General features: G+C 67.3%; 16 protein-coding genes. 9 read left to right on the forward strand and 7 right to left on the reverse strand.

The window, feature by feature from the left end:
* The coding region (locus HMPREF2914_RS13860) for a type VI secretion system Vgr family protein (protein ID WP_139148214.1) at window positions 1-712 on the reverse strand (712 nt) is incomplete at its 3' end.
* Window positions 713-977: 265 nt separating this feature from the next.
* Between HMPREF2914_RS13860 and HMPREF2914_RS13865 the strand changes: the two genes are divergently transcribed.
* The 4 genes from HMPREF2914_RS13865 to pfeE all read left to right on the forward strand — a co-directional run bounded on the left by HMPREF2914_RS13865 (window position 978) and on the right by pfeE (window position 6,307).
* Window positions 978-1,694, forward strand: a complete 717-nt coding sequence (locus HMPREF2914_RS13865; protein WP_023091662.1) for a response regulator transcription factor — start codon at window positions 978-980, stop codon at window positions 1,692-1,694.
* Entirely contained in the window at window positions 1,694-3,034 is a 1,341-nt protein-coding gene (pfeS, locus tag HMPREF2914_RS13870; RefSeq protein ID WP_023091661.1) for a two-component system sensor histidine kinase PfeS, read from the forward strand. The genes HMPREF2914_RS13865 and pfeS overlap by 1 nt, the downstream gene beginning before the upstream one ends.
* A gap of 98 nt (window positions 3,035-3,132) precedes the next feature.
* Window positions 3,133-5,373 (forward strand): siderophore enterobactin receptor PfeA, encoded by a 2,241-nt coding sequence (gene pfeA / locus HMPREF2914_RS13875; protein ID WP_003090548.1) that lies wholly within the window; start codon window positions 3,133-3,135, stop codon window positions 5,371-5,373.
* Between the two features lie 19 nt (window positions 5,374-5,392).
* A complete protein-coding gene (pfeE, locus tag HMPREF2914_RS13880) occupies window positions 5,393-6,307 on the forward strand; it encodes a ferric enterobactin esterase PfeE (protein WP_023091660.1) in 915 nt (304 codons plus the stop codon).
* A 158-nt stretch (window positions 6,308-6,465) separates the two neighbouring features.
* On the opposite strand, the gene HMPREF2914_RS13885 is transcribed toward pfeE, so the two are convergent.
* On the reverse strand, window positions 6,466-7,671 hold the full coding sequence (locus HMPREF2914_RS13885; RefSeq protein ID WP_003101497.1) for an NAD(P)/FAD-dependent oxidoreductase: 1,206 nt from the start codon (window positions 7,669-7,671) through the stop codon (window positions 6,466-6,468).
* A gap of 268 nt (window positions 7,672-7,939) precedes the next feature.
* Between HMPREF2914_RS13885 and HMPREF2914_RS13890 the strand changes: the two genes are divergently transcribed.
* Both HMPREF2914_RS13890 and HMPREF2914_RS13895 read left to right on the forward strand, forming a co-directional pair.
* Window positions 7,940-8,464: an RrF2 family transcriptional regulator gene (locus tag HMPREF2914_RS13890; RefSeq protein ID WP_003090553.1), complete on the forward strand. Its 525-nt coding sequence runs from the start codon at window positions 7,940-7,942 to the stop codon at window positions 8,462-8,464.
* Between the two features lie 170 nt (window positions 8,465-8,634).
* The gene (locus tag HMPREF2914_RS13895) at window positions 8,635-9,135 is read left to right on the forward strand and encodes an acyl-CoA thioesterase (RefSeq protein ID WP_003090555.1); all 501 of its coding nucleotides are present in this window, start codon (window positions 8,635-8,637) and stop codon (window positions 9,133-9,135) included.
* A 27-nt stretch (window positions 9,136-9,162) separates the two neighbouring features.
* On the opposite strand, the gene HMPREF2914_RS13900 is transcribed toward HMPREF2914_RS13895, so the two are convergent.
* The 5 genes from HMPREF2914_RS13900 to HMPREF2914_RS13920 form a co-directional block, all read right to left on the reverse strand.
* Window positions 9,163-9,489 (reverse strand): thioredoxin family protein, encoded by a 327-nt coding sequence (locus HMPREF2914_RS13900; protein WP_003101499.1) that lies wholly within the window; start codon window positions 9,487-9,489, stop codon window positions 9,163-9,165.
* A gap of 88 nt (window positions 9,490-9,577) precedes the next feature.
* Window positions 9,578-10,681: a DUF1615 domain-containing protein gene (locus HMPREF2914_RS13905; RefSeq protein ID WP_003119474.1), complete on the reverse strand. Its 1,104-nt coding sequence runs from the start codon at window positions 10,679-10,681 to the stop codon at window positions 9,578-9,580.
* Between the two features lie 113 nt (window positions 10,682-10,794).
* Window positions 10,795-11,688, reverse strand: coding sequence for a helix-turn-helix domain-containing protein (locus HMPREF2914_RS13910; RefSeq protein ID WP_003119473.1), 894 nt, complete (start codon window positions 11,686-11,688; stop codon window positions 10,795-10,797).
* Window positions 11,689-11,857: 169 nt separating this feature from the next.
* Window positions 11,858-12,139, reverse strand: coding sequence for a XapX domain-containing protein (locus HMPREF2914_RS13915; protein ID WP_003101509.1), 282 nt, complete (start codon window positions 12,137-12,139; stop codon window positions 11,858-11,860).
* 56 nt (window positions 12,140-12,195) lie between these two features.
* Window positions 12,196-12,876, reverse strand: coding sequence for a hydrolase (locus HMPREF2914_RS13920; protein WP_023981098.1), 681 nt, complete (start codon window positions 12,874-12,876; stop codon window positions 12,196-12,198).
* Between the two features lie 607 nt (window positions 12,877-13,483).
* On the opposite strand from HMPREF2914_RS13920, the gene HMPREF2914_RS13925 reads away from it, so the two are divergent.
* The 3 genes from HMPREF2914_RS13925 to HMPREF2914_RS13935 are packed head-to-tail and all read left to right on the forward strand — an operon-like array spanning window position 13,484 to window position 18,270.
* Window positions 13,484-15,322 carry an amidohydrolase gene (locus HMPREF2914_RS13925; RefSeq protein ID WP_003110530.1) on the forward strand — a complete coding sequence of 613 codons (1,839 nt, stop codon included), beginning with the start codon at window positions 13,484-13,486 and terminating at the stop codon, window positions 15,320-15,322.
* Between the two features lie 48 nt (window positions 15,323-15,370).
* Window positions 15,371-16,678: an OprD family porin gene (locus HMPREF2914_RS13930; protein ID WP_023091658.1), complete on the forward strand. Its 1,308-nt coding sequence runs from the start codon at window positions 15,371-15,373 to the stop codon at window positions 16,676-16,678.
* 2 nt (window positions 16,679-16,680) lie between these two features.
* Entirely contained in the window at window positions 16,681-18,270 is a 1,590-nt protein-coding gene (locus tag HMPREF2914_RS13935) for an MFS transporter (RefSeq protein ID WP_003090564.1), read from the forward strand.
* The last annotated feature ends 43 nt before the right edge of the window (window positions 18,271-18,313 follow it).

Here is an 18,313-nt window from a genome sequence, read left to right on the forward strand (position 1 = left end):
CGGGACGCTGGAAGTCGTAGTCGTTGAGGCTCAGCGAGCCGGGCTGGACCTCGCGCGCCATGTGCCAGTCGAAGAAGTGGTCGCGCTCGCGGTGGCCGAGGCTCGGCGGGTAATAGGGCACGCTGGTGTAGCCGGCCGGGCTGTGGTGCGCGCCGTAGGCATCGGAGAGCACCAGGATGTGGCGCTTCTTCTCGTGGCGGAACCAGTAGTAGATGCCTTCCTGTTCCATCAACCGGCTGACGAAATCGAAGCTGGTCTCGCGGTATTGCACGCAGTATTCCCACTCGCGGTAGGAGCGGCTCAGGGCGTCCTCGAAGTCGGAGAAGCCGAGGTCGCGGAACACCTGCTTGATGATGTCCGGGACCTTCTGGTTCTGGAAGATGCGGCAGTCGGAGGTGCGCGTCAGCAGCCACAGCCAGGGGCGCAGGGTGACCTGGTAGCTGGCGAACTGGCCGGCGCCGGCGCCCTGGCTGCAGCGCGCGACGATGCCGTGGAAGTGCCGCCGGCTACCGCCGGGGAGTTCCAGCGCGAGGCTCATCGGCTTGCCCAACAGGGCATCCAGAGGCAAGGCGGGATTGCTCGAGACCAGTTCGAGTTCGTGGCTGAACAGCCGGCCCAGCTCCTCGCGGCCTTCCAGCCGTTGCAGTTGCAGGACCTCGGGGCCCAGCGGGGAGTCCACGTGCACCAGACGGGTATGTTGGGAGAACAGCATGGGCAATCTTCCTTGATAGTCACCTGCGGCGGGCGGCCCGAACAACGCGCCAGCGGCGCGCAAGATGATCGTACAACCCCGTGCCGTCGCGAAAGGCTAGCCAATAGCCACGACACCCCTGCCCGCCTCCTGCGGACCCGCCGACCCTAAGCCAGAAAAAAAACCGAAGCAACGACGGCTTTGTCGAAAAGTATTTCCGCTCCGTGCGCGATGCGTCGCATTGGCCCATTGCCCGATCCCCGGCAAAAATGAGATATTCACGAACGTGAATCATTCTCATATCTCAAACCCATCTCCCCGCCTGCTGCTGGTCGAAGACGACCCGCGCCTGCGCGAGGATCTCGACGCGCATTTCCGCCAGCGCGGCTTCCGCGTGACCGTCTGCGGCGATGGCTCGCACGGGCTGAAAGCCGCCGGGCGCGAAGCGTTCGACCTGGTGTTGCTGGACATCATGCTGCCCGGCCTCGACGGCCTAGCCCTGCTGGAGTCGCTGCGCCGCGAGCAGGCCACGCCGGTGATGCTGATGTCGGCCCTGGGCGCCGAACAGGATCGCATCAGCGGCTTCACCCGCGGCGCCGACGACTACCTGCCGAAGCCGTTCAGCCTGGCCGAGCTGGATGCCCGCACCGACGCCCTGCTGCGCCGTGTACGACTGGACCGCCTGCCGTCGGCGCAGCGGCGGGATACCCGGCTGGTGTTCGACGACCAGGCCCAGGATGTGCTCCACCAGGGCCTTCCGGCGGGGCTGACGCCATCCGAATACCGCCTCCTGGCGACGCTCCGCGAACATGCCGGCGAGGCGCTGAGCAAGCCGTTCCTCTACCGGAGCGTGCTGCGCCGCAGCTACACGCGCCTCGACCGCGGTCTCGACGTGCACGTCTGCAACCTGCGGCGCAAGCTCGCCGCCGTCGCCGTCCGTCACCTACAGATCCAGGCGGTGCGCGGCCAGGGCTACCTGCTGGTGGAGACGGAACACCCCTGATGCGCAGGCACCCGCTGTTATGGAAACTGGCGCTGCTGCAGGTCGGCTTCTGCCTGCTGCTGACCTGGCTGATCTACACCTGGGGCCTGTCGGTGGAGCGCAGCACCTACTTCCTCGCCCCGGCCGACCGCCACTACCTGGCGGATTACGCGCGGCAGGCGGAGGATGCCTGGCGCAGCGAGGGCGCCGCGGGCGCCGAACGCTTCCGCAAGGAACTGTCGGCGAAGGAAGATACCTGGGTGGCGCTGGTCGGACCGCACCTGGAAAGCCTCGGCAGCACGCCGCTAAGCGCCGAGGAGTCGAGCCACCTGACCTTCATGCGCAAGCTCGACTGGCCGATGAGCCGGCGCCTGCAGGACGAACTGCCGTACGTCAGCATCGAGTTCCCCGGACATCCCGAGCAGGGCCGGCTGGTAATCCAGTTACCGGAGCGCCTGCTGCCCGGCGGACTGACCCCCTGGACCCACCTGGTCACCCACGGCATAGTCCCGACCCTGCTGGCCGCCCTGCTCGGCCTGCTGCTCTATCGCCACCTGGTGGTGCCGCTGAACCGCTTGCGCGATCGCGCCGACGCCCTGCGCGCCGACGAACTGGAAAGCACTCCCCTCGCCGCACCGCTGGCGGCCCGCCGCGACGAACTGGGCGAGCTGGCCCAGGCCCTGGAGCACATGGCCGAGCGCCTGCGCCTGAGTCTCGCCCAGCAGCGCCTGCTGCTGCGCACCCTGTCCCACGAACTGCGCACGCCGCTGGCGCGCCTGCGCATCGCCCACGACAGCGAGCTACCGCCGGAACAGTTGCGCCAGCGCCTGGATCGCGAAATCGGCGACATGCAACGACTGCTGGAAGACACCCTCGACCTCGCCTGGATGGACACCGAGCGCCCGCAACTGCCCACCGAGCCGGTGCTGGCGCTGTCGGTGTGGGAAGCGCTGCGCGATGACGCCTGTTTCGAAAGCGGCTGGGACCCGGCGCGGCTACCCTGCCGCTTGGGCGTCGACTGTCGCGTCGAGGTCCACCTGGACAGCCTGGCCCAGGCCATGGAGAACCTCCTGCGCAACGCCATCCGTCACTCGCCCGAGGACGGCACGGTCAGCCTCGACGGCGAGCGCGAGGGCGACTTCTGGCACCTGCGCCTGCAGGACCAAGGCCCTGGCGTGGCGGAAGACCAGTTGGAACGCATCTTCCTCCCCTACCAGCGCCTGGACGATAGCGCCGGCGAAGGTTTCGGCCTCGGCCTGGCGATCGCCCGGCGCGCCATCGAGCTACAGGGCGGCCGGCTCTGGGCCAGCAACGGCAAGCCCGGATTGTGCCTGCACCTGTGGCTGCCGGCGGCCGCCTGAGGGCGAAGTGTTTAGAAAGTTAATGCGCTTTACTCTCAAATAACAATCAATATCATTCGTGATCTCTTGCATTTCGCTGCATTGCCCGGAGATCACCGATGTCCTCACGCGCCCTTCCCGCCGTTCCCTTCCTGCTGCTGTCCAGTTGCCTGCTCGCCAACGCCGTACACGCCGCCGGCCAGGGCGACGGCTCCGTCATCGAGCTGGGCGAGCAGACCGTGGTCGCCACCGCCCAGGAGGAAACCAAGCAGGCGCCGGGAGTTTCCATCATCACCGCCGAGGACATCGCCAAGCGACCGCCGAGCAACGACCTGTCGCAGATCATCCGGACCATGCCGGGGGTCAACCTGACCGGCAACAGCTCCAGCGGCCAGCGTGGCAACAACCGGCAGATCGACATCCGCGGCATGGGCCCGGAGAACACCCTGATCCTGGTCGACGGCAAGCCGGTCAGCTCGCGCAACTCGGTGCGCTACGGCTGGCGCGGCGAGCGCGACAGCCGCGGCGACACCAACTGGGTGCCGGCCGACCAGGTCGAGCGCATCGAAGTGATCCGCGGCCCGGCGGCGGCGCGCTACGGCAACGGCGCGGCGGGCGGCGTGGTGAACATCATCACCAAGCAGGCCGGCGCGGAAACCCACGGTAATCTCAGCGTCTACAGCAATTTCCCGCAGCACAAGGCCGAAGGCGCCAGCGAACGGATGAGCTTCGGTCTCAACGGGCCGCTCACGGAAAATCTCAGCTACCGCGTCTACGGCAACATCGCCAAGACCGACTCGGACGACTGGGACATCAACGCCGGCCACGAATCCAACCGCACCGGCAAGCAGGCCGGCACCCTCCCCGCCGGTCGCGAAGGCGTGCGCAACAAGGACATCGACGGGCTGCTCAGCTGGCGCCTGACGCCCGAGCAGACTCTCGAGTTCGAGGCCGGCTTCAGCCGCCAGGGCAACATCTACACCGGCGACACGCAGAACACCAACAGCAACAACTACGTGAAGCAGATGCTCGGCCACGAGACCAACCGCATGTACCGCGAGACCTACTCGGTCACCCATCGCGGCGAATGGGACTTCGGCAGCTCGCTGGCCTACCTGCAGTACGAGAAGACCCGCAACAGCCGGATCAACGAAGGCCTGGCCGGCGGCACCGAAGGTATCTTCGACCCCAACAACGCCGGCTTCTACACCGCCACCCTGCGCGACCTGACCGCCCACGGCGAGGTCAACCTGCCGCTGCACCTGGGCTACGAGCAGACCCTGACCCTCGGCAGCGAGTGGACCGAGCAGAAGCTCGACGACCCCAGCTCCAACACCCAGAACACCGAGGAAGGCGGCTCGATCCCCGGTCTCGCCGGAAAGAACCGCAGCAGCAGTTCCTCGGCGCGGATCTTCTCGCTGTTCGCCGAGGACAACATCGAGCTGATGCCCGGCACCATGCTCACCCCAGGCCTGCGCTGGGACCACCACGACATCGTCGGCGACAACTGGAGCCCATCGCTGAACCTGTCCCACGCGCTCACCGAGCGGGTCACCCTGAAGGCCGGTATCGCCCGCGCCTACAAGGCCCCCAACCTGTACCAGCTGAACCCCGACTACCTGCTCTACAGCCGTGGCCAGGGTTGCTACGGGCAAAGCACCAGTTGCTACCTGCGCGGCAACGACGGCCTCAAGGCCGAGACCAGCGTGAACAAGGAACTGGGCATCGAGTACAGCCACGACGGCCTGGTAGCGGGGCTGACCTACTTCCGCAACGACTACAAGAACAAGATCGAATCCGGCCTGTCACCGGTCGACCACGCCAGCGGCGGCAAGGGCGACTACGCCAACGCGGCGATCTACCAGTGGGAGAACGTGCCCAAGGCGGTGGTCGAGGGCCTCGAAGGCACCCTGACCCTGCCCCTGGCCGACGGCCTGAAGTGGAGCAACAACTTCACCTACATGCTGCAATCGAAGAACAAGGAAACCGGCGACGTGCTCTCGGTGACGCCGCGCTACACCCTCAACTCGATGCTCGACTGGCAGGCCACCGACGACCTCTCGCTGCAAGCCACGGTCACCTGGTACGGCAAGCAGAAGCCGAAGAAATACGACTATCACGGCGACCGTGTCACCGGCAGCGCCAACGACCAGCTCTCGCCCTACGCCATCGCCGGCCTCGGCGGCACCTATCGGTTGAGCAAGAACCTGAGCCTCGGCGCCGGCGTCGACAACCTGTTCGACAAGCGCCTGTTCCGCGCCGGCAATGCCCAGGGCGTGGTCGGCATCGACGGGGCCGGCGCGGCGACCTACAACGAGCCCGGACGGACCTTCTATACCAGCCTGACCGCGTCGTTCTGAGCCATAACGAGAAAGCCTGATGAGAACCTCCCTGCTCGTCGCCGCCCTGGGCCTCGCCCTGGCGGCGGCCCTGCCCGGCGGCGCGCCGCTGGCGCAACCGTACCCCGAGGCGACCATGGACCGCAGCCTGCTGCAACGCCAGGACCTGCCCTATCGCTTCAGCGCCGTGGACCTGGACTCCGTCGATGGCCAGCGGCATTACCGGCTGTGGCTCGGCCGACCGCTGCAGGCACCGCCCGCCGCCGGCTACCCGGTGGTCTGGATGCTCGACGGCAACGCCGCCGTCGGCGCCCTCGACGCGTCCACCCTGAGACGCCTGGCCGACGGCGACGCACCGCTGCTGGTCGCCATCGGCTACCGCACGCCGCTGCGCATCGACCGCGCCGGGCGTACCTTCGACTACACCCCGGCGAGTCCCGGCCAGGCCGATCAGCGCGACCCGCTCAACGGCCTGCCCAGCGGCGGCGCCGACGCCTTCCTCGACCTGCTGCGCGACGGCATGCGCCCCGCCGTGGCGGCGCAGGCGCCCCTGGACACTGCGCGACAAACCCTCTGGGGACACTCCTACGGCGGCTTGCTGGTGCTCCACGCACTGTTCACCCGTCCCGGCGAGTTCGCCCGCTACGCCGCGGCCAGCCCGTCGCTGTGGTGGCGCGACGGGGCGATCCTCGGCGAGCGAGCGGGGCTCGAACAGCGCCTGCGCGGAAAGCGCGCGGAACTCCTGCTCTGGCGCGGCAGCGCCGAACCGGCCAGCCCGCGCGGCTCGCTGAAAGCCGAGCCGGGCCAGGCGATGGCGCGGCTGGTAGATGACCTGCGCCGGGTTGCCGGGCTCACGCTGGACTTCCAGCCGCTCGACGGCCTGGGTCATGGCGAAACGCTGGGGGCCTCGTTGCGCCTTCTGCTCGCCCGTCCGGCGGTGGAACGCCAGCGCTGAAGGCGCACGCTCCCAAGAGAACCGAGGCAACGGCGGATAACCGCTTCGCGGTTATTCGCCCTACCGGAGGCCAGACATCCGCGCGCCGCGACATCCCTCTACGCTGCACGGCATCCTCTCCCGCCTGCGGGAGAGGGTTGGGGTGAGGGAAAATCGCCCTACGCCACCACCGGAATCAGCGGGTCGGCCGCCGCCAGCGCCACGGCGCGGTCCGCCGCCGGCGGGTAGATCCACACGCCATTGATCTCGGTCTTGATCTTCTTGCCCTCCTCGCGCACGAACCGTACCTGGCGGTCCCAGCCCTCGGTGAACACCGCGCCCCAGCCGCCGAGGTCGAGACAGGTCACGTACTTCACCTGGCTGTAGGGAATCGGCTCGACGCCGAGCAGGTCGGCGGCCACGTTATTGCCGGCCGAGCGACCCAGGGCGATGGCGTGCTGGCAGGTCATCAGGGCATGGTTGCCGAGGTCGTCGGTAGCCGCGCGGGCCACGTCGCCGGTGGCGTAGACATCGTCGAGACCGAGCACCTTGAGGTTGCGGTCGACATGCAGGCGACCCTGGGCATCGCGCTCGCCCGGAATCTGCCCGGTCAGTGTGCTGGCCCGCACGCCCACGGTCCAGACCACGGTCTTCGCCTCGATCCGCTGGCCGTCGTCGAGCGTCACGCCCTCGGCATCCACCGCCGCCACCGAACGCCCCAGGCACCACTCCACGCCCAGTTCCGCCGAGGCCTCGGCGATCAAGCCGCTCAGGTCCGCGCCCATCGATGCGCCGATGGCGGCGCCGCGGTCGACCACGATCACTCGCAGCGCCGCTTTCTCGCCGAGGATCGCCCGCAGGCGCGCCGGCATCTCGGTGGCGGTCTCGATGCCGGTGAAGCCGCCGCCGGCGACCACCACGGTGTTGCGTGCCGGCGAATCCGGCAAGTCGCGCAGGGCATGCAGGTGTGCCTCCAGGCGCAGGGCGTCTTCCAACTGGTCGACATCGAAGGCCGCGTCGATGCCGGCGACACTCGCCGGACGCCACACGCCGCTGCCGGCCGCCAGCACCAGGCGGTCGTAGTCCAGCTGCGCCAGCGTGCCCTCGGCATCGCGGTACTCCACTCGCTTGCCGGCCACGTCGATGCGCTGCGCGCTGCCCTGCACGAAACGCACGCCGACCGCGGCGAACAATTCGCCCAGCGGCGCCGCCATGCGCTGCACGTCAGGCTCGTAGAAACGCGGGCGGATGCGCAGCTCGGGCTGCGGCGCGAGCACCGCGACCTCGACGTCGTCGCGGCCCTGGCGGTCGAGCTGGCGCACTGCGCTCAGCGCGCTCCACATGCCGGCGAATCCGGCACCGACGATCAGGATACGTTGTTTCATTGGGGGCTCCTGGAGGGAAAGGACGGGATATCCGGAGAAAAGCCTCTCCGTAACTACGACTATATTTGTCGTAGTTAAGAAGATCAATCCCCGAAAAGCGTTCCGACAGGCAATCGCCCCTCGCCGTGAAAGAGAGGAAAAGACGTCGAAAACATACGAAAAGGATCGGAGATAGAGCGCTTCGAGGCGGAAGACAGCGAACGACCTGTCCTTGTGAGCGGCCTGAAAACCGCGCAGAATATTGCGAATATTTCTGTCGGAGTTAGTGATGGCTCTCTATAGCGCCGGCGTCGAATACGGCATCCACTGCCTGTTGTTCCTCGCCGACGAGAAAGGCGACAGCCGCGAGTCCAGCGTACGCACCCTCGCCGAGTTGCAGGGCGTGCCGCCGGAACTGCTGGCCAAGGTCTTCACCCGCCTGGCCAAGGCCGGCCTGGTGGCTGCCACCGAAGGCGTGCGCGGTGGCTTCCGCCTGGCACGGCCGGCCAACGAAATCAGCGTGCTCGACGTGGTCCGCGCCATCGACGGCGACAAATCGATCTTCGAATGCCGCGAGGTCCGCGAGCGCTGCGCGATCTTCGAAGGCAACCCGCCTTCCTGGGCGACCCGCAACACCTGCTCGATCCACGCGGTGATGCTCACCGCGCAGAAGCGCATGGAAGAAGCGCTGGCCCAGCAGACCATCCTCGACCTGGTACGCCGGGTGGGGCGTATCGCGCCACCGGAGTTCGGCGAAGAAGTGCTGCGCTGGATGGATGCCAGCCGGGAAGGACGCGGCGGCTCCCGCGACTAGCCCTTGGCGCATACGGAGCGGCGCCGCAAGCCCGTTTCGCGGAAAACACCATTGTCGACTGCGGTGCTAATCGCGCCGGCGTTTCTCCCTACCCTATCGCCAGAGGCCGCCGCAGAGCGGCCGCCGGCCCACTGCAATGGCCCGTGACCAACTTGCGTGATAGGTGAACGATGGAACCTGGCAGCTACCAACTGACCATGAGCGTGCTCATGACCCCCGACAAGGCGAACTTCTCCGGCAACGTCCACGGCGGCGCGCTGCTCAAGCTCCTCGACGAAGTGGCCTTTGCCTGCGCCAAGCGCTACGCCGGACGCTACGTGGTGACCCTGTCGGTGGATCAGGTGATCTTCCGCGAGCCGATCCATGTCGGCGAACTGGTGACCTTCCTCGCCTCGGTGAACTACACCGGGCGCACTTCGATGGAGGTCGGGGTGAAGGTGATGACCGAGAACATCCACGAGCGCACCGTGCGCCATACCAACAGTTGCTTCTTCACCATGGTGGCGATGGACGACCAGCGCCGGCCGGTGGCGGTGCGTCCGCTGGAACCGGAGACCGCGATCGAGAAACGCCGCTACGCCCAGGCCCTGGCCCGGCGCGAGCAGCGCAAGCTGATGGAACTGCGCTACCAGGAGATCCGCGAACAGGTGGATCACGCGATGCCGGCCTGAACGCCGCCCGGCCCGCGGGCCGGGTCCTCAGCCCTCGCCGACCAGGCTCTCGAACGCTTCTTCCAGCACGCTGGCGCTGCCGGGGCGGACCACCCGCGCCACCTCCCGGCCGTCGCGAAGAAAGACGAAGGTCGGCCACAGCTTGACCTGGAACGAGCGCCCCAGGCGGCGCCCGGGACCGTCCTCGACCTTCAGGTGGCCGACCTCCGGATAGTCGCTGAATACTTCCGCCAGCAGCGGCTGGGCGGCCTGGCAATGGCCGCACCAGTCGGTACCGAACTCCACCAGCGTCGGACCGGCGAGCCGGTCCAGTTCGTCGCGCGCCGGTGCCTCGGCGCTGTATCGGGTCTTCATACGCTGCTTCTCCATGAGCTTGGCTGACAGGACGGCAGACTCCCGCGGCGGCGCCAGGTTCGACCCGCGCGACCGCGCGACGATGGACTCAGCGTTTCCGCACGCGCGCCATGCAGCGCTGGTAGCGTTCGTCGACGCGCTTGGCGAACCAGGCGGTGGTCAGCTTGCGGGTGATCTTCGGGCTCTCCAGGGCGATCCCCGGCAGCACGGCGCGGGGCAGCGTCTTGCCGGTGGCGCTTTCGGCCAGGGCGAAGACCTTGCGGTACAGCGCGCTGTCGGCGAACTCCGGGCTGTCGCCCTGCTCCAGCGCCCGGCGGATCGCCGCGTCGCTCATGTCCAGGCGCTTGCCGAGGCTGCGCACGGCCAGTTCGGTGGAGCCCGGCGTGCGCGTGCCGTAGCGGATCAGATCGCCATCCAGCGCCAGCGGAATCCCCGAGACGCGACTCACCGCGCTCTGGAACGCGGCGTTGCGACTGGCATACCAGCCGGCGTTGAAGTCGGCGAAGCGGTACAGCGGCGCCGGGTAGTCCGCCGGATAGCCAAGCAGGTGGGCGATGCCGAAATACATGCCGCCGCGCCGGCTGAACACCTCGCGGCGGATGCTGCCGTCCAGCGGATAGGGATAGCCGTCCGCGTGCTGCTCGGCGAAAGCGATGCTGACCTGCATCGGCCCGCCGGTGTGTACCGGGTTGAAGCCGCCGAACAGCTTGCCGCCCATGGGCACGATGGCGATGAAATCGTCGAATGTCTCGCTCAGTTCCTTCTCCGTGCGCGCCGCGGCCAGGCGCTGGCTGTAGGTGCGGCCATCGGGCGACTTGATATTCAGCGCCGAGCTGACCAGGAACGCCGGCACGTGCAGCTTGCCGGCACGACGCTCGACCTCGCGGGTGGCGATCCTGCCCAGGCCGGCCACCGGCGGGTCGACCTGGTAGGTGGACTCCTGCTCGGTCACCGCCAGCACCGCACAGAGATTCTCGTCGCTGGGGTAGATCTGCTGGGCGGAAAAGGCCGCGTAGATATCGCTGGCCCACCCTTGGCGATCGCGCACCGTGGCCGGCATCAGGCGGACGATCTTCGCCCGTACTTCGTCGGGGTTGGGCGGCGGCGGCTCCGCCGACCGCGAACTGCACCCGGCCAGCGCCAGGAGCATGAGCAACCCCGTTACGCCGCGACCCTGGCGTACTGCTTTCATCTGCGATTCCCTGTTCCGTTGCGAAGTGGGCGGCCGGTGGCGACCGCCGAAGCCAGGGCATTCTAGCCGAGCATCCGGCGGCTTCCGTACCGTCCGTCACGCACGGTCGCGGTTCAGAGCGCTGCGTCGGTGCGCTGCCGCTTGACCCGACGCCAGGTCGAGGGCGAGGCGCCGGCCAGCCGGAGAAAGATCCGCGAGAAATGCGGCTGGTCGGAAAAGCCGCAGGCGACGCCGATCTGCGAAAGCGGTTCGTCGCTGCCCAGCATCAGCTCCTTGGCCCGGTCGACGCGCATGCGCATCAGCCATTCGTGGGGCGAAACACCGGTGCTGCACTTGAAGGCCTTGGTGAAATAGCTGCGCGAGAGCCCGCACTCCTCGGCCAGGCGCGCCACCGATACGCCCTCGGCCAGATGCCCGGCGATCAGCTCCTTGGCCCTGCGCAATTGCCAGGGCGCCAGGCCCTTGCCGGTGCAGACCGGGACCTGGGTCGAAGCGAAGCGATCCTGAACGTGGGTCAACAGCGCCAGCATGACCTGCTCGATGAACAGTTCGTTGCGCTCGCCCGCCCTGGCGAAGCTGGGCAGCAGCGCCAGCGCCAGGTGATAGACCACCGGATCGTCGACACCGATGATCCGCTCCGGCTCGGCGGACGCGCGTTGCCCTTCTTCGTAGAGAAACTCCTTTATCGAAGCGCGCGGCAACATGAAGCGGACATTGTCGTAAGTTGTCCGGTGCTGGCACTTTATTTCATCGCCAAGATAGGCGATGGAGATACTTTTCCGTGGATGTCCGCCATCGAAAACCAGTTTGTTTCCATTCCAGAGACGATGGGAATTGAAGTCGCGCAACTGAACGATGACGGAAAACGAATCGGCACAAGGAATATGGATCACCTTGTCCGGATCGGGAGTCGCCTCACTATTGCGAATCAAGGCGTACCCTTCTCCCCTTATGATGTTCCCTGGCGTGGATTGGTCGCCCTTTGTTCTGTCTATGGCAACAGTCATGACTCCCCCTGATTCCATGCGCCTGATGATCTCGTGACACTTTTCTCTCGACGCGAAAAACGACGCACGAAAGCTCCCCCAGAGATTAATCCGAGGGAGCCGTTCCGGGGAAATCTAACCGACGAAGATAACTACCAGATTACTGCGCTGTTACTCGATGATATAGCGCTCAACCCTTTTCCTTTTCCGACGGGCCAGCGGCCTGGTCGAGGCGATGCCGACCCGGTAGTTGCCCCAGCACATGGCCGACCGAACCCGCCTTGTCGCAGGCCGAGGCGAACGCGCAACCGCCGAGCAATTGCTTGCCGACCGGGATGACCTGCTCGCCGAGCAGGATGCCGAGCAACCCCACCAGCGCCACCAGCGGCGGAGCCGGCGAACGCACCTGCAGCAGGCTGTAGACGATCCCCACCAACAGTCCGGCGCCCAGCGACAATACGTAGAGCTTCATCTTCGTTCTCCTTCGCGGCCGTGCCGCCCGGCGGGCCGGAGCGGCACGGCCGGCATTCACTTGGCCGGATTCGGGCCGATGCGTTCGCCGTGGGTCACCCGCTCGGGCGCCTTGTGCATCATGGTGTAGGCGTAGTCCACGCCCATGCCGTAGGCCCCGGAATGCTCCTTGGCGATGGCCATCACGGCGTCGTAGGTATCCCGGCGGGCCCAGTCGCGCTGCCACTCCAGCAGGACCTGCTGCCAGGTCACCGGTACCACGCCGGCCTGGACCATGCGGTCCATGGCGTACTTGTGGGCGTCGCTGGAGGTGCCGCCCGAGGCATCGGCCACCATGTAGATCTCGTAGCCGCCCTCGAGCATGGCGCAGAGGGCGAAGGTGGTGTTGCAGACCTCGGTCCACAGCCCGGCGACCACGACCTTCTTGCGCCCCCCGGCGGCCAGCGAGTCGCGCACGTTCTGGTCGTCCCAGGAGTTCATCGAGGTGCGTTCGAGGATCTTCTGCTCGGGGAACACCGCCAGCAGCTCCGGATAGGTCGGGCCGGAGAAGCTGTCGGTTTCCACCGTGGTGATGGTGACCGGGATGTCGAATACCTTCGCCGCCTTGGCCAGGCCCACTACGTTGTTCTTCAGCGTCTGGCGATCGATGGACTGTACGCCGAATGCCATCTGTGGCTGCTGGTCGATGAAGATGATCTGGCTGTTCTGCGGAGTTAGAACTTCGAGATAGTGGCTCATGATTGTTTCCTGACAACGAACGATGAATTCCAGCTGTTGCGCACAACAGCACGCGGGCCAACAGATAATTTCCCGTGGCCGGCCAGACTATGAAGCATGGATATTGGAAAAAACAAACTTTTCGAGAAAATAAATCACTGAACTGCGGCCCCGGATAAAGTTGAACGGCGATATTCAAAATATTCGACACATCCATACAAAAAGCGCACACAGAGACAATAAAAGAAGGATTACCAGCTAGCAGAATCGACAGTCCGCCCTATAAGAAAAAGCCCCCATGAAGTTCAGGACATGTCTCGCGCCTTACTTGCTATCGACCACCAGCAAGTTGCGCTTGCAGGAGGATGCGTCATTCGGGAAAACCGCTCTTTCGTCCCGTACGTTTCCCGCCGCACCTATCCTGTCCGGTGGCCTCTCTCGCCGCCGCCCTCGCTGACCGATTCCGCCCCGCTGCCAGGAGCACGCCATGAGCCACGATCCGCCGAGCAAGGACCGCCGCCATTTCCTCACTACCAGTTCGGTGCTGGGCGCCGCCGGAGTCCTGTGGTCCGCCCTGCCCTTCGCCAACGCCGCCAGCCTTTCTCCCGCAAGCAACCCAGGAGGTTCCATGACCGCCGACCTGATCCTGCACAACGGCCGCTTCCACACCGTGGACCGCGACAACCCCACCGCCACCGCCGTGGCGATCAAGGACGGCAAGTTCCTTGCCGTCGGCAACGACGCCGAGGCGATGCTCCATCGCGGCAGCGCCACCCAGGTGATCGACCTGCAGAAGCGCACCGTGATCCCCGGTCTCAACGACTCGCACCTGCACCTGATCCGCGGTGGCCTCAACTACAACCTGGAGCTGCGCTGGGAAGGCGTGCCCTCCCTGGCCGACGCCTTGCGCATGCTCAAGAACCAGGCCGAACGCACGCCCAGCCCCCAGTGGGTGCGGGTGGTCGGCGGCTGGAACGAGTTCCAGTTCGCCGAGAAGCGCATGCCGACCCTGGAGGAATTGAACAAGGCCGCGCCGGACACCCCGGTGTTCGTCCTCCACCTGTACGATCGCGCCCTGCTCAACCGCGCCGCCCTGCGCGTGGTCGGCTACACCAAGGACACGCCCAACCCGCCCGGCGGCGAGATCGTCCGCGACAGCAGCGGCGAACCCACCGGCATGCTGATCGCCCGGCCCAACGCGATGATTCTCTACGCCACCCTGGCCAAGGGACCGAAGCTGCCGCTGGAGTACCAGGTCAACTCCACCCGCCAGTTCATGCGCGAACTCAACCGCCTCGGCCTGACCAGCGCGATCGACGCCGGCGGCGGCTTCCAGAACTACCCGGACGACTACCAGGTGATTCGCGAACTGGCCGACCAGGGCCAGCTCACCGTACGCATCGCCTACAACCTGTTCACCCAGAAACCGAAGGAAGAACTCGCCGACTTCAAGAACTGGACCGGCAGCGTCAAGTACGGCCAGGGCAGCGATTTCTTCCGCCACAACGGCGCCGGCGAGATGCTAGTGTTCTCCGCCGCCGACTTCGAGGACTTCCTCGAACCGCGCCCGGACCTGCCGCAGACCATGGAGCAGGAGCTGGAGCCGGTGGTCCGCCACCTGGTGGAGCAGCGCTGGCCGTTCCGCCTGCACGCCACCTACGACGAATCGATCTCGCGGATGCTCGACGTGTTCGAGAAGGTCGACCGCGACATTCCGTTCAACGGCCTGCCCTGGTTCTTCGACCACGCCGAGACCATCACCCCGCGCAACATCGAGCGGGTGCGGGCACTCGGCGGCGGCATCGCGATCCAGGACCGCATGGCCTTCCAGGGCGAGTACTTCGTCGACCGCTACGGTGCCAAAGCCGCCGAGGCCACGCCGCCGATCCAGCGCATGCTCGCCGAGGGCGTGCCGGTGGGTGCCGGCACCGACGCCACCCGGGTCTCCAGCTACAACCCCTGGACCTCGCTGTACTGGCTGGTCAGCGGCCGCACCGTCGGCGGCATGGCCCTGTATCCGCAGGGCCTGCCGCGGGAAACCGCGTTGCAGCTGTTCACCCACGGCAGCGCCTGGTTCTCCAGCGAGCAGGGCAAGAAAGGACAGATCAAGGTTGGCCAGCTCGCCGACCTGGCGGCGCTGTCGGCGGACTTCTTCGGCGTCGAGGAAGAGGCCATCAAGTGGATCGAGTCGGTGCTCACGGTGGTCGACGGCAAGATCGTCTATGCCGCCGCCGAGTTCGACAAGCTCGGTCCGCCGGCGCCGCCGGTGCTGCCGGACTGGTCGCCGGTGGCCAAGGTACCCGGCCACTGGCGGCAAGGCGCGCCGCTGACCGCCCAGGTCCACCAGTGCGTCGGTGCCTGCGCGGTACACGCCCACGAGCACAACCGCGCGCGCCACTCCAACGTACCGGTGAGCGACTTCCAGGGTTTCTGGGGCGCATTCGGCTGTTCCTGCTTCGCTTTCTGACGTACCCGGGCGGGCCCTTCGCGGCCCGCCTCGCCCGGAGTTTTCCCGATGATCCGCGTTCGACCGGTCGGCCGCCTGGCCCTTTTCCTGGCGCTGGGCGGCACCTCGCCGTGCCACGCCGCGACAGAGGAAGCCAAGGCGCCCGACTACCTGGAGTGGCGCCTGCTCAACCGCAACTACTTCCTCTACAACGACTATCGCCGCGCGGACGCCGGGCGCGGCTACCGCAAGGAATGGGCACACGGCCTGATCGCCGACCTGGAGTCGGCCTATACCCCCGGCCGCGTCGGTTTCGGCCTCGATCTCCACGGCTTCGCCGGCTTCAAGCTCGACGGCGGACGTGGCCATGCCGGCACCGGCCTGTTGCCGCTGGACTCATCCGGCGATAACGCCAGCGAGTATTCCGACGCCGGCGCCGCACTCAAGCTGCGGCTCGGCGAGAGCCTGCTCAAGGTCGGCGAAATGACCGTCGAGACCCCGGTCTTCGATACCAGCGACAAGCGCCTGCAACCCCAGTACGCCAGGGGCTTCTTCCTGCAGAGCGACGACCTCGACCGCGTGCGGATCCAGGCCGGGCGCTTCACCGCCTTCAAGGAACAGGCCTCCAGCTCCGGCCATGGCGACTTCGACGGCTACGGCGCTAGCACCGCCGGCAGCGCCATCGGCTTCGCCGGCGCCAGCCTGGCGGCCAGCGACAACCTGAGCGGTTCGCTGTTCGCCGCGCAACTGGACAACGTCTGGCGCCAGGTCTATCTCAACATGAACCTGCAACGTGCCGCGTTCAGCCTGGATGGCAACCTCTATCGCACGCGCGACCAGGGCCGCAGCCGGGCCGGCGCGATCGACACCCTGGCCTACAGCCTGCAACTGAAGTACCGCGCCGGCGCGCAGGGTTTCTCCCTGGCCTACCAGCGTGTCCATGGGGATACGCCGTTCGACTTCGTCGGAGGTGACTCCATCTACCTCGCCAACTCGATCAAGTACGCCGATTTCAACGGTCCGGGCGAACGCTCCTGGCAGGCCCGCTACGACCTCGACCTGGCCCCGTTCGGCCTGCCGGGGCTGAGCTTCATGGCGCGTTACGTCAGCGGCCGCGCCATCGACGGCAGCCATGCGCCGGCCGGCGGCGCCTACAACCCGCTGGGCGCCGATGGCCGCTACCGGCCCTTGCAGGGCAGCGGCGGCAAGCACTGGGAGCGCGACCTCGACCTGCGCTACGTGTTCGCCTCGGGCCCGCTCAAGGACCTCTCGCTGAACGTCTCGCACCTCAGCCACCGGGCCAACGCGGCCCAGGCCGGCGACGACATCGACCGCCTCTACCTGATCGTCGAATACCCACTCAAAGGCTCGCTCTGACCATGACCGCACCCGCCGCCTCACCCTGGAGTCCCCTGCGCCAAGCCACCTTCCGCTGGCTATGGCTGGCCAGCATCGCCTCGAACATCGGCACCTGGATGCACGAGGTGGGCGCCGGCTGGCTGATGACCTCGCTCTCCGCCAGCCCGCTGAACGTGGCCCTGGTGCAGGTCGCCGGATCGCTGCCGATGTTCTTCCTGGCCCTGCCGGCCGGCGCCCTCGCCGATATCGTCGACAAGCGCCGCTACCTGCTCGGCGTGCAATTGTGGATGGCCTTGGTGGCCACCCTGCTGGCCAGCCTCACCCTGCTCCAGTTGACCAGCGTCTGGCTGCTGCTCGGCCTGACCCTGTGCATGGGCATCGGCACCGCGCTGATGATGCCGGCCTGGAGCGCCACCACTCCGGAACTGGTGGGCAAGGACGAACTGCCGGCGGCGGTGGCGCTGTCCAGTGTCGGGGTCAACCTGGCGCGGGCGGTCGGACCGGCCATCGCCGGGGTGCTGGTGAGCCTGGTCGGCCCCTGGCTGACCTTCGCCCTCAACGCCCTCTCCTTCTTCGCGGTGATCGCCGTGCTGCTGGCCTGGAAACGCGAGGCCGTGCCCTCGGTGCTGCCGGCGGAACGCCTGTTCGGCGCCCTGCGCGCCGGCTGGCGCTACAGTCGCAGCTCGAGGCCGCTGCAATCGGTGTTGGTGCGCGCGGTGGCGTTCTTCCTCGGCGCCAGCGCCGGCATGTCGCTGCTGCCCCTGATCGTGCGCGGCGAACTGCATGGCAACGCCATGGACTTCGGCCTGCTGCTGGGCAGCGTCGGCGTCGGCGCGGTGCTCGGCGCCGCGTTCCTGCCGCGCCTGCGCGAACGCCTCGGCAGCGACCGCCTGGTGCTGCTCTCCAGCGTGCTCTACGCACTGGTGCTGGTGGCCCTGGCGCTGCTGCGCAACCTCTATTTGCTGGTGCCGGTGATGCTGCTCAGCGGCGCGGCATGGATCGCCGTGCTCTCCAGCCTGCAGGTCGCCGCGCAGACCTCCGTGCCGGCCTGGGTCCGCGCCCGCGCGCTGGCGGTCTACATCCTGGTGTTCTTCGGCAGCATGGCCGCCGGCGGCGCCCTGTGGGGTCTGCTCGCCAGCCACCTGTCGATCACCTTCGCCCTGCTCTGTGCCAGCGCCGCGCTGCTGCTCGGCCTGTTCGCGTCGCTGCGCTGCCGGCTGCCGGTCACCGAGGCCGAGGACCTCGCGCCGTCGCTGCACTGGCCGGCACCACTGGTCGACGAAGAGGTGGACCAGGAACGCGGCCCGGTGATGGTCACCCTCGAGTACGACATCGACCCGCAGGACGCCGCGGCATTCCAGGCGGCGATGGTCGAGGTGCGCGCCATGCGTCGGCGCAACGGCGCGGTGTCCTGGGGGCTGGTCCAGGACAGCGGCAACCGTCGCCTGTGGCTGGAGTTCTTCATCGACGAATCCTGGCTGGAGCACCTGCGCCACCACCAGCGGGTGACCCGCGGCGAGTTGCGGGTCGAGGCCGCCGCCCGGCGCTTCCAGAGTGCCGGCGTGGAGGTGCGCATCCGCCATTACCTGCACGGCGCGGCCAGGCCTTGAGCCTCCCGGGCGACGGTCGTCGCCTGCCCCTGGCGGATCCGCA

The sequence above is a fragment of the Pseudomonas sp. HMSC067G02 genome (assembly GCF_001813485.1).
Lineage (GTDB): Bacteria > Pseudomonadota > Gammaproteobacteria > Pseudomonadales > Pseudomonadaceae > Pseudomonas > Pseudomonas aeruginosa.